At 63.7% G+C, this 11,500-nt stretch carries 9 protein-coding genes; 5 read left to right on the top strand and 4 right to left on the bottom strand.

Annotated elements, in window-relative coordinates:
• Positions 1–19: 19 nt before the first annotated feature.
• Both ABFD92_00995 and ABFD92_01000 read right to left on the bottom strand, forming a co-directional pair.
• On the bottom strand, positions 20–1,390 hold the full coding sequence (locus ABFD92_00995; protein MEN6503089.1) for a hypothetical protein: 1,371 nt from the start codon (positions 1,388–1,390) through the stop codon (positions 20–22).
• A gap of 28 nt (positions 1,391–1,418) precedes the next feature.
• Positions 1,419–2,477, bottom strand: a complete 1,059-nt coding sequence (locus ABFD92_01000) for a GNAT family N-acetyltransferase (protein ID MEN6503090.1) — start codon at positions 2,475–2,477, stop codon at positions 1,419–1,421.
• 238 nt (positions 2,478–2,715) lie between these two features.
• Between ABFD92_01000 and ABFD92_01005 the strand changes: the two genes are divergently transcribed.
• The 3 genes from ABFD92_01005 to ABFD92_01015 are packed head-to-tail and all read left to right on the top strand — an operon-like array spanning position 2,716 to position 5,993.
• Positions 2,716–4,854: an LTA synthase family protein gene (locus ABFD92_01005; protein ID MEN6503091.1), complete on the top strand. Its 2,139-nt coding sequence runs from the start codon at positions 2,716–2,718 to the stop codon at positions 4,852–4,854.
• Between the two features lie 7 nt (positions 4,855–4,861).
• Entirely contained in the window at positions 4,862–5,392 is a 531-nt protein-coding gene (locus ABFD92_01010) for an adenine phosphoribosyltransferase (protein MEN6503092.1), read from the top strand.
• Between the two features lie 13 nt (positions 5,393–5,405).
• Positions 5,406–5,993, top strand: a complete 588-nt coding sequence (locus ABFD92_01015) for a manganese efflux pump MntP family protein (protein MEN6503093.1) — start codon at positions 5,406–5,408, stop codon at positions 5,991–5,993.
• Positions 5,994–6,032: 39 nt separating this feature from the next.
• Here ABFD92_01015 and ABFD92_01020 read toward each other — a convergent pair whose 3' ends face one another.
• A complete protein-coding gene (locus tag ABFD92_01020) occupies positions 6,033–6,968 on the bottom strand; it encodes a lipid A biosynthesis acyltransferase (protein ID MEN6503094.1) in 936 nt (311 codons plus the stop codon).
• A 398-nt stretch (positions 6,969–7,366) separates the two neighbouring features.
• Here ABFD92_01020 and ABFD92_01025 point away from each other — a divergent pair, with 398 nt between their 5' ends.
• Together ABFD92_01025 and ABFD92_01030 are read left to right on the top strand one after the other, a co-directional pair.
• Positions 7,367–7,828: a thioredoxin domain-containing protein gene (locus ABFD92_01025; GenBank protein MEN6503095.1), complete on the top strand. Its 462-nt coding sequence runs from the start codon at positions 7,367–7,369 to the stop codon at positions 7,826–7,828.
• A gap of 181 nt (positions 7,829–8,009) precedes the next feature.
• Entirely contained in the window at positions 8,010–9,572 is a 1,563-nt protein-coding gene (locus ABFD92_01030; GenBank protein MEN6503096.1) for a radical SAM protein, read from the top strand.
• Positions 9,573–9,702: 130 nt separating this feature from the next.
• On the opposite strand, the gene ABFD92_01035 is transcribed toward ABFD92_01030, so the two are convergent.
• Positions 9,703–11,406 (bottom strand): hypothetical protein, encoded by a 1,704-nt coding sequence (locus tag ABFD92_01035; GenBank protein ID MEN6503097.1) that lies wholly within the window; start codon positions 11,404–11,406, stop codon positions 9,703–9,705.
• Positions 11,407–11,500 lie beyond the last annotated feature (94 nt).

Below are 11,500 nucleotides of genomic sequence, written 5' to 3' on the forward strand. Positions count from 1 at the left end.
CGGCAGGCAAGTGCCCATGCTACGCAAAAAACTGTCCCAGCATGTCTCGCGAGGCTTCGAGCAGCTCGTCGAGCATGTCCTGGGCCTTGTCGGGGTGGATCGCCATTTCGTCCAGCATCAGAGCCTGCAGAGCGATCCTGCGGTCGCCCGTGACGGCCGCGTCTACCACCAGCTCCTGCCAGGCCAGACGTTTTTCGAGAATGCCCTTGAGCACCAGCGGGCACTCACCTACGGTGATCCCGCGCACGCCGAGGGTGTCGGTGACGCCCTCGATCTCGATGATCGCCTCGGCTGGCAGGTTCGCCACGGCGCCGCGGTTGGGAATGTTGACGATGAAGACTTCGCGCCGCCCCTGGGCGATCGCGCTGATCATTCGCGCGATGCCTTCCTCGCTGACGTGGTCGCGATGGCCGGGCGCGGGCAACTTCATCATGTCCAGGAACTCCTGGAAGCCCTTGAAGAACTCGCGGCGGGTTTCTTCCGTCGGCTCGCTGCGAACCGGCGCCGGTCGCGACTCGTCGAAGCCGTGGCCCTTCGCGTCGTGCGCAAGGCCATACGGCAAATCCGCCTGGTTCGCCACGCGCGTCGCCCACGAATAAAACTCCACCAGATGCCCCGCGCCGGGATAGCCAACCTTGTATCCGTAGACCGCCGAGAGGCGGTGCGCGAGATTGTCGCTGCCCTTGGCGCCGAGCCTCTCAGCCGCCGCGGCGAGCTTGTCTGTCACGTCCACGCCCTTGTGAGCGGCGCGGAGGATCCAGTAATAGTGATTCGTGCCGATCCACGTGCAGTGCAGTTCGGCCGCAGGCACGCCGAGCATCTCGGCGGCCTGGGCGATGGTCGCCTGCACGCCGTGGCAGATGCCGATGACCTTCACCCGCGAGTGCTTGTTCATCGCGCGGCAGAGCACGCCCATCGGGTTGGAATGGCTCAAGAGCACCGCCCGCGGGCAGCGCCGCTCCACCTGGCGGCAGATCTCCAGGTACGGGCTAATCGACCGCAGGCCCATCATCATGCCCGCGGGCCCGGCCGTGTCGCCCACGACCTGGTGAATCCCGTAGCGCGCGGGGATGTGCATGTCCGCGGCGTGGTGGTGCGAGGTGTAGACGTCCTGGCTGATGTCGGCGCCGCTGCCGCCGATCGAGGTGATGATAAAATCCGCCCCATCCAGCGCCTCGCCCAGCTCGCTGGCGGCCGTCACGCGCGTCCCGTGCCCCGCCTCGGCTGTCATGCGCTGCCCCAGGGCCGCCATGCGGGCGGTCTTCTCGGCGTCGAGGTCATAGAGCGACAGCTCCGATCCAGCCAGATCGTCGCGGACGACCAGGTCGCCGATGGCGCGCGGAAAGTACAGGCTCCCCGCGCCCAGGCACGCGATTTTCACGCTGCTCATTGCTTCTCCTCTATGGAGTGCGGCAGCCTTAGCTGCCGCTTAAGCCGTTGTTTGGCTTGTGAGAAACTTCCAAAGCGGCAGCTACGGCTGCCGCACTCCATATCGTCACGTCCACTCGCTTGTCGCTTCGTCTCGCGGCAGGCAGCAGTCCTGGCATCACCGCCGTCTGCACAAAGCCCGCCTTGGCGAGCACAGCCGCCTTGGCCGGGCACGGCGAGTCGCTGCAGGCTTCATACCGCTGCGCCGGCGGCAAGGGCAGCGCCGCCAGCAGGTCACCGCCGCGGTCCCAGAAAGCACTGTGGCAGTATACATCAACGAGCACCGTCCCGGGCCACATCGGGTGCCATCGCCACGCCGCAAAGCCGACCATCGCCCCGCTGGCGACGCTCGCCATCGCCACAGCCGCCGGCGGCTGATGGTTCGCGCAGCGATCGATCTCCTCCTGCAGCAGCGGCAGAAGTACGCCCTCGGTGAGCTCGCGCCCCATCAGCCGCAGCGGCGCGCATCGCACGACAGGCGGCTGATCCGCCAGGAACAGCGGCACGGAGGCGACCCACTGCTTCCATCCGAGCGCCTCGATGCGGACCGGCCCCGGCGCGAACCAGGCCTCCTCGAACGCCGCCTGCGGCTTGGCATACCACGCCATGTAACCCGAAGGCGGCTCGATGTCCTCGAATCCAAACCGGCGATAGATGTGCCAGGGCGGCGAGTCGTAGCCGGTCCCCAGGAACATCGCCTGCCCGTCGCGGGCGGCAAAGTCGGCCATCGCCGATTCCATCAGCAGCGAGCTTGCTCCCAGCCGCCGCCGCGCCGGGTCGGTGTACACGTGCCCGAGCAGCCCCACGCCGCCGACGTCGCAAGTCATGACATTAGCAAACGGCCGGCCGTCTTCGCACAGCACAAAGAACCGCGGATTGACCGGCGTCTCGCTCGTGAGCAGCCGCTCATTCTGCCAGTTCCAAACCCCGCCCTTATGCCCCAGCAGCGGCAATATCTTTTTCGCCCAGCCCTCATCCGGCCCGACAACCACGCCGCGCTCGACCGAGCGCCCGTCTTTGAGCTTCACATTTCCCAGCGATTCAAACATGGGCGGCATTGTGGCCCAGATAGCCCATCGCGGCAAGGGCTGTCTTTATGGGGTGCGGGGGCAGCGATGCCGCTTTCGATGTTGTTGGGACGGGAAAGATCTTCCCCATGGCAAGAGCCCAGCCCGAGGCCTCGTTGTTACCGGAGGACCTCTCTTCACGCCGGACACGCCGCCGGATAGAATGGGGTTTGCGCCTGAGGCGGCAGGTTGTTCGGGCGGATGCTCTTGTGGAGTGATAATGAGCGCGACATCGGCAAACGGTCCGGGTGACGGCCTGGGCGAACAGACCCGCCTGCGGCGGGTGGGACGGATGCTGCTGGACCATCGCCTGCGCGCCATCTGGGTTCTGCTGGTGTTCGGTCTGCTGCTGTTCAGCGGATCGCGCCTGGGGCTGTTCCTGGCGCGGGCGGGGCAGATCGACCTGCCGCCGGCGACGTGGGCGCATTGTTTCGCCCTGGGGGTGCGCTACGATCTGATGGCGTTGGGGTACGTGCTGCTGCCGCTGGTGCTGGTGCTCTCGACCGTGCGCGACCAGACGCTCCAGCGCGTCTGGCTGCGCCGCCTGGTGACGGGGTACGTGACGTTCGTGATGGTGCTGGGGGTGTTCGAGGAGATCGTCGGCGGGTACGTGTTCCTCTACGAGGGCACCCGACCGGACTGGATGCTCGGCTACCTGCGCCATCCGCGAACCATCGTTTCGCACATCTACAACGAATACCCGCTGTGGCTGGTGATCACCTTCACCATCGCGCTGAATTACGCCGTCTACGTCCTCCTGCGCAGGGTGCTGTGGTCCGGGCGGCCACCCGTCAAGGCCAAGTGGCGCCGCGTAGTCCAGCCGATTGTGCTCTCGGCGCTGTGCCTGCTGGCGGTCCACGGGACATTCACCTTCCAGCCGCTGCGCAAAGGGGCGGCCTTCATCACCACCAACAACATGGCCTGCCAGTTGACGATGAACAACTTCTTCACCATCGCCGACGCGGCCAAGTACTGGCTCACCGAGGGCAACAGCGACTACGACGACTACGCCTATCCGGACCTGGACGAGTCGCGCCGCGTCGTTCGCGAGATGATCTATCAGGAGCACGACGTCCATATCGCCGGACCGACCCTGTGGCGCCAGACCAGCACCGGTCGGCCGATGCGGCGGCCGAACGTCGTCATGATCATCATGGAAAGCCAGTCCGGCGAAGCCGTCGGGGCTTTCAGCGAAGAACCCCCCGCCGGCGAGAGCACGGCGGTGCAGAGCTACATCCCCAGCTTCACCCCGCGCATGGACGAGATGTGCCGCCAGGGGCTGTTCTTCGACCGCATGTACGCCGTCGGGCACCGCACCGTGCGCGGACTGGTGGGCACGCTCTGCGGCCATCCCGACCTCAAGGGCTCGAGCCTGATGGAACTGCCCCTGGCGCAGGGCAAGTTCCTCACCCTGCCGCAGATCTTCCGCCAGAGGGGCTACCAGACGATGTTCGTCTACGGCGGCGAAGCCGATTTCGACAATATGCGAGGCTTCTTCGGCGGACCCGGCGGCATCGATCGCGTCGTCGAACGCCTGCACATGGACCAGACCAAGGTCCCGGGAAACTGGGACGACAACGCCTGGGGCCTGCCCGACGAAGTCGCCCTGGACAAAGCCGTCGAGGAGTTCACGCGCCTGGCCGGCGACGCCAAGCCCTTCTTCGGCGCCATCCTGACGATCTCGAACCATGATCCATACCGGATCCCGCCCGGGCGCATCCGGGCGCTGCGGGGCAACAGCATCGAGATCCGCCGCCTCAACGCCTATCTCTACGCCGACTGGGCCCTGGGGCGGTTCTTCGACCAGGCGGCCCAAACCGACTGGTACAAGGACACGCTGTTCGTGCTGGTGGCCGACCACGGGCACCCGCCGCTCAACCAGGCAGTCATGCTCGACGTTCCGGGCTTTCGCGTGCCTTGCCTGTTCTACGCTCCAGGCATGCCGGACCTGGTCCCGCGGCGCCGCGTCAGCACGATCTGCAGCCAGGCCGACATCCCCGTGACGTTGCTGAGTCTCCTCGGCGGCGACTTCGAGCACTGCTTCATGGGGCGCGACATCCTGGCTTTGCGCAAGGACCAGGGCTGGGCGATGATGCACCGCGGCAATCCGTGCCTGCTGATGGGCACCGACGCGCTGGTGCTGCCGCCGATGCCTCGCGATCCCAAGTTCCCCCTGACGCTGATGTATCATGTCGATGCTGACGGCATGGTCCCCATCGCCCCGGCGGCGACCGATCCGGTCAAACTGGCCCGCATGCAGGAGATGCTGCTGTCGTATTTTGCGGTTGCACGCGACGTGTACGTGAGGCAAACTCACCGCTTGCCCGCCGCGCCGACTTCCGGACCGGCCAAACCCTGAGGCAGGAATGCAGATGATCGAACTGGCCAAAGTGATTCGCGACGTTCCCGATTTCCCAAAGCCCGGGATCATCTTTAAGGACATCACTCCCCTGCTGGCCAGCGCCGAGGCCATGGATCAGTGCATCGGCGATCTGGTGGCCCCCTTTCGCGACAAGGGCATCCGCGCCGTCGTGGGCATCGAAAGCCGCGGATTCATCTTCGGCGCCGCTGCCGCCTGCCGCCTCGGCGCCGGGTTCGTCCCCGTCCGAAAGCCCGGAAAGCTCCCGGCCAAGACCCTGAGCATCAGCTACGAACTCGAATACGGAACCGACAGCATCGAGATCCACGCCGACGCCCTGGTCCCCGGCCAGCGCGTCCTCATGATGGACGACCTGCTGGCCACCGGCGGCACGATGGCCGCCGCCTGCCACCTCGTCGAAAAACTCGGCGCCCAGATTGTCGGCGTGGCCTTCGTCGTCGAGTTGTGCTTCCTGCCCGGGCGGGCGAAGCTCGCCGGCCGCGACGTGCATTCCCTGATCAAGGTCGCCGGCGAGTAATCGGGGCCTTCCCGTGCAGATCTGGGCAATCCTGATGGTGGCCGCCGGATTGGGCATGGACGCGATGAGCGTCTCGATGGCTATCGGCGTGCGCTGGCACGGGCGGCGGCAGATCTTCCGCCTGGCCTGGCACATGGGTCTCTTCCAGTTTCTCATGCCCCTGGCGGGCAGCCTGGCGGGCATCAGGCTTGCCGGCGTGCTGGTCGGCGTCGGCGCGTACATCGCCGCGGCGATGGTGATCGCCCTGGGCGCCAAAATGCTCTACGAAGCCCTCAAGTCCCACCCCGGCGCCGCGGCAGAAAAAACCGAGCACGCCCTTGAAGGCCGCCACGCAGCCGGCAAAGATCCCACGCGCGGATGGTCGCTGGTGGCTCTATCGGTAGCCACCAGCATCGACGCGCTGGTGGTGGGCGTCTCGATGGGACTCAAGCAGATCAACGACGTGGTCTGGCCGGCGGTGATCATCGGCCTGGTGGCCGCCCTGATGAGCATGGTCGGCACGATGATCGGGCGCCGCATCGGCAAAGCCGTCGGTCGCTACGCCGAAATCGCCGGCGCCCTCGTGCTGATCGTTCTGGGCTGCCTCTTCTTGTGGATCTGAAGACGGGCAATTGCCCCAGAGACAGCTCTGCAAAGTTTCTCACGCCACGCCGTCGGGACCGGGCTCTTCGCCCTTGGGGCGGTGCTTCCAGCGGCGATGCACCCAAAGGTATTGCTCGGGATAGCGGCGGATGGCGTCTTCGAGCCCGCGCGTGTAGGCCTGCGTGATCCACCGCACCGGGTCGTCCTGGTCGGCCCACTGCTCGGGGCGGATCACGCACGAGACGCCGAAGTCGAACGAGAACTCCTCGTTGAGCCGGTGCCCGTACCCGACGATGATCGTGGCCTTGTGGTTGATCGCCAGCAGGGCGATGGACTTGTACGTGCTGGCCTTGCGGCCGAAGAAGTCGACGAACATGCCCTTTCGCCCGGCGTCCTGGTCGGCGATGAACCCCACCACGCCGCCGGCGTCGAGGATGCCGTCGACCTGCTCGGTGGCGCCTCGCTTGTCGAGGATTTTCAGCCCGGTCTTCTCGCGGTAGCCCAGGATGTACTCGTTGACGTACGGGTTGTCCAGCGAGCGGGCGATGGCGTAGCAGTCGAAGCCCAGCGTCGCCAGCGTGTACCCCAGCACCTCCCAGTTGCCCAGGTGGCCGGTGATCAGAATGATCGGCGTGCGGTGCTCGGTGAGGGTGCGGATCTGCTCGGGGTCCTGCAGCAGCTTGACGTACCGGCGCCACGAGGTCGGTTTGATCAACCGCGTCGTCAGCAGCACCTCCATCCCCAGGTACACCAGGCTCCGCACCGATGCCCGGGCGACCTGCTCGCAGCGCGCCTCGGACCAGTCCGGAAAGCTCAGCCGCAAGTGCTGCAGCGCCCGGTTGCGGTGCCGCTTGTCCAGGCGATACAGAATGTCGCCCATCAACCGGGCGGTGGCGTAGTTCGCCCGCCAGGAAAACATGTGGACGCCCATGGCAAAAAGCCGCAGTCCCACGTACTGCAGATAATCGAGCATCTTGTTGCGGGGCTTGGCCATCGGGCGCGTCCTGATGCAAAGGGCGGTATTCTACACCATTGCGCGCCGACGCGATTTCCAATTTCCAATTTGGAATTTCCAATTGAAAGACTCCGCCGCGCGGAATAACGCGCCCGTCGGCGGTCCATGCGTCGCCGTCAGAGGGCGCTGACCGTTATGAACGCCACAAACGTCAGCATCCCCGCAACCAGCGCAACAACGACGGCCTGTCGAATATCCTTCATTTTGTCCCCCCTTGTGGGCAATGAGCCCGGTCCCCCCGGCGACGGGGAATTATACGTGGCAAATCGCGCTGGTTTTGGCCGGCGGCGGTGTGTACCATACGCACCCTGATTGAGGCCATTGGTTTCGGCCAGACTCCCCCCTTACAGTGAACAGGTATATCCATGATGACGCGAATGGTTCGACATGCGGGCGTGGCGGTGCTGATGGCGGCCGCGTGCTGCGGCGGCTGTGCCGGCGAGAAGCTCCAGTCGCTCCAGAACGAGGACCAGTTCCAGTCCAAGGTGCTCGACGCGGACAAGCCCGTGCTGGTCAACTTCTACAAGACACTGTGCCCGACGTGCATCCTGTTGGAGCCGGAACTGGACAAGCTGTCCGACCAGTACAAGGGGCGCGTGCTGTTCTTCAAATTCGAGCGGGTGCCCAGCGAGAAAGTTCGCGAGCAGTACGACGCACAGCTTTTCCCCACCGCCATCCTGTTCGTCAACGGCCAGGACGTCAAACACTTCGTCATGCACTACAACATGGAAGATTACCACAAGGAACTGACGGCCCTGGTGGGCCCGCCGACCGGGGCGACGACGACTCAGCCGGCGTCACAACCGGCCAGTGGCCCGGCCAGCGCGCCGGCGAAATAACACCATTGCCACAGAGATCACAGAGAGAAAAGACGATGTTCGCGATCCCTCCGTGTGGTCTTTGTGATGTCAGTGGCAAAGTTTTTCCGGCCGACCGCGCGGGTTCTTGGACCAAACTTGTGGACTATCTCGACGACGTTTTCTATAATGGCCGGAGTTCTAGAGAAGGAGAGGTGTGCTGATGGCGTTTGTGAATCCGGGAATCTGTAACAAGTGCGCCAAGCGCGTTCCGGCCGAGTTCTTCACCCGCAACGGGCAGAAGTGGATCCGCAAGGACTGCCCCGACTGCGGGGCCACCGAGTCGCTCGTCAGCACCGACGCGGCTGTCTGGCAGGCCAAACGCGATATGTGGCAGTACGTCCCACAAGACAAGACCGCCTGCTCGCTGCACTGCGACAAGTGCAAGGTCGACCACAAGCCCGGCATGGTCTTTCTCGATGTGACCAACCGCTGCAACATGAACTGCCCCATCTGCATCGCCACCATCAAGGGCATGGGCTTCGAGTTCACCCCGCCGCTGGAATACTTCGACAAGATTTTCGCCGAGATCAGCACCTGGAACCCCGTGCCGATGGTCGAGCTCTTCGGCGGCGAGCCCACCATGCGCGAGGACCTGCTCGACATCATCGGCCTGGGGCGAAAGTACGGCCTCAAGCCCCGCGTCGTCACCAACGGTCTCAAGCTGGCCAACGAGGAATACTGCAAGAAGCTCTGTGAATCCGGCGTGCGAATGCGTTTCGCCTTCGACGGACGCAACGCCGACATCTACGAAAAGCTGCGCCACAATCGCGCGGCGTACGACCTCAAGCTCAAGGCCATCGAGAACCTCAAGAAGTACAGCCGCCGCAAGCACGCAATGATCTCGTGCGCGGCGTACGGGTTCAACGACCAGTACATGCCCGACCTGATCCAGTACGTGCATGACAACCGCGACCTGTTCTCGGAAATGGGCATCATCCCCCTGACGGAGAACTGGGAGCCCGGCGCGTTCCAGGCCGGCACGCATACGACCATGGAAGACGTCGAGAAGATGGTCAAGGAATCCGTCCCCGGCGGCGATGTCGAGTTCGTCCCGGCCGGGCTGTCCTACGCCATGCGCAAACCGCGATCGTTTTTCCGCAAGAACACCCGCAGCGAGACGCTGCTGCTGGCCGGCGTACACCCCAACTGCGAGTCGATCACGCTGCTGGTGTCCGACGGCAAGTGCTTCCGCAGCGTCAATCACTACCTCAAGAAGAAGTTCAGCGTCGCCACCGTCGAGTTCCTGACGATGATGAAGGCCATCGAGCCCAAGCTCAATGCCCTCGACCCGGCCAAATTCTTCCCGCGCATGCGAGGGCGGTGGCTGCTGATCCGCACCTTCACGCCGTGGGTCTTCAAGACCGTCAGCTTCAAACGCCTGCTCGAGGGCAAGCCGGTCCGCAACCTCTTCAAGATGGTCGGCCACCAGATCAGCCGCATGTTCTCCAAGGATGATCCGTGGAACCGCCGACGCCCGCGCCGCATCCTGCGACTGGCCATGCTGCCCTTCGAGGAAGTCCACTCCGTCGATGGCGCCCGCATGGAGCAGTGCAAGGCCGTCTTCGGCTACGTGGACACCGCCGACGACAAGGTCAAGAGCATCCAGGCCTGCATGTGGTACCCCTACCGCAACAAGCTGCTGGAGAATATCTCCAAGAAGTACGGCATCGTCGGCAAGAAACCCGCCGACGCGCAACTGCCCCTGGCCCCGCCGCAGCAGTAACCGGTAGCCTGTATGGAACAAAAGGGACGGTCTTCCGAGGCCGTCCCTTTTCCTATTAGCCTCTGAGGTCGCTGAGGAGAGCAATGGGTGGGTACGCGCCACTTGTGCTGATGTTCTATATCGCCCGCATTCAATGCGGATTGGTCGTGCGGCGAGTCGTCGGCTGTGAGGCTGCGGGGAATGTCATTCTGATGATATCCTGAACTTGTTCCTCATACCGTCGCACGTCTTTCTCCAGGCTCTCGACGCCACCCTCGCGCCACTGCGGCGAGGGGATGTCCATCTGGGCTCTGGCCTCTCGCATCAAAAGGTCGAGTTGCACAGTAACCCTGTCGGCGTCAGGAACTCCTGCGAATATTTCCGCAGCGGAGGGGCGAGGTTGCTTTTGGAAAAGCGAATGAATCTTCGCGGCCTTCTGAAGTAGATCGTTATCGCCCGACTGCTGGAGTTTGCGCCTGTAGAGGGCCTGCGTGGCCCGCTGGAGGCGGGTGCGGGCATTGCCCCACGCGTTCAAAGAGGCCACAACTCTATCCACTTCAGATTGATACGGTCCGGGCAGCGCGCTGGGCGTCGAATCGAGCTTGCCAAGGTACGATTCCCACATGCTGAACATGGCCCCGGCGTCTGTCTTGAAGATGCGAACCAGTTTGTCGCGGGCCATCTGGTTGATGGGAAAATCCTCGGCTGAATTCATAGGCCGATCGAAAGCCGAAGCGTGTCCCAGGATGCGAATGGCCGCACAAGGCAGGTTCATCGCCTCCAGCGCCGCCTGGCATTCTTCGCCGGTATGCGGTTGCCCTGCATACCAGAGAAGAACAGCAGCGGCTTCGTATCGTTTCTGCTCCGCCATTAAGGGCGCGAGGGTAGCGGCCAACGGGTCTTGCGGCTTTTCGCGCAGGAGCCTGGCCAATCGAGGGGCGAAAATCTCGGGGCGATGAGTCGCGAGCAGTTGAACAAGAAACTCGCGGCGCCGGTCCGGGCGCGGCATACTCCAATCGCGTGGCTTGCTCCAGTCAGCCTTCTCAACTTGCCGCCAGATCGCTTCGAAATCGCTGTCTCTGCCCCGCGTTGCCAGAACCCAGGCGCTGGCAGATGGATCCAGTGGGCCCTGTCCTTCCAACGAGCGCAAGGCCAGGGGGTGAATTCCTATGCAGAAGACAAGAAAGAAGAGCGAGGCGGATATCAGGCTGGCCGCTACGCCGGCATATCGTAAAGGCGTGGTCCCTGTTCGGGATAGCCCGAAAGCCAGCGGCAGGAAGATCCACATCAGCAGGGTCAGCAGAAGCGGAAAGATGAACGCTCCGGGATACCCGTAGCTGCCTCCCCAAACGTCGATCACCCCAAGCCAGACGTCTCCCAAGTTGCAGATCAGACCAGTTATTCCGCCGACAAGGAGCGAACACAGGCCGATAGCCCAAAGTCCAGCGCGCTGCCGTGGAGGCCTCTGGGCCCACTCGAGGATTCCAATAATCGCTACCGATACCGCTGGACCGATGAACCGCGAGTATGGCACGGGGATATTCAGAACCAGATCGATCAGGAATTGCAGTCCCAGCACCAAGGCGCCGCCGACGCACATGATGATAATCCCGAGCAGCTTGAGCCGCCGGATGGCCCCGGACGCCCCCAGCCCGGCTATGATCAGCGGGATAAGAGTGATCTTCAGCCACGGTTCCTTGTAAGGTTGCCCCGCTATGTTGAAAAGGAAAGGCCCGATTCCCAGGGTCAAAGCAATTACCCACTCCGGAGTACGCTGTATCAGTCGGGCCAGCCGGCCCCAAATTGAGGGTTTGCCCTGAGGCTTCAGGTCCGCGGTGGTCTGCTGTTTGGTCATGAACGGTTACCCCTATAAAGCACTCCGCATGATGCAATAGTCAGCCAGCATTGTAATGCCAGGAAAGATTTTCTGAAACAAATCGCCCGCTGGT

The sequence above is a fragment of the Planctomycetaceae bacterium genome (assembly GCA_039680605.1).
Taxonomy (GTDB): domain Bacteria; phylum Planctomycetota; class Phycisphaerae; order SM23-33; family SM23-33; genus JAJFUU01.

Bases quoted from the DNA above. Each gene is read 5' to 3' on its own strand.
- ABFD92_00995 (MEN6503089.1), bottom strand. From the start codon at position 1,390: ATGAGCAGCGTGAAAATCGCGTGCCTGGGCGCGGGGAGCCTGTACTTT.
- ABFD92_01000 (MEN6503090.1), bottom strand. From the start codon at position 2,477: ATGTTTGAATCGCTGGGAAATGTGAAGCTCAAAGACGGGCGCTCGGTC.
- ABFD92_01005 (MEN6503091.1), top strand. From the start codon at position 2,716: ATGAGCGCGACATCGGCAAACGGTCCGGGTGACGGCCTGGGCGAACAG.
- ABFD92_01010 (MEN6503092.1), top strand. From the start codon at position 4,862: ATGCAGATGATCGAACTGGCCAAAGTGATTCGCGACGTTCCCGATTTC.
- ABFD92_01020 (MEN6503094.1), bottom strand. From the start codon at position 6,968: ATGGCCAAGCCCCGCAACAAGATGCTCGATTATCTGCAGTACGTGGGA.
- ABFD92_01025 (MEN6503095.1), top strand. From the start codon at position 7,367: ATGGTTCGACATGCGGGCGTGGCGGTGCTGATGGCGGCCGCGTGCTGC.
- ABFD92_01030 (MEN6503096.1), top strand. From the start codon at position 8,010: ATGGCGTTTGTGAATCCGGGAATCTGTAACAAGTGCGCCAAGCGCGTT.
- ABFD92_01035 (MEN6503097.1), bottom strand. From the start codon at position 11,406: ATGACCAAACAGCAGACCACCGCGGACCTGAAGCCTCAGGGCAAACCC.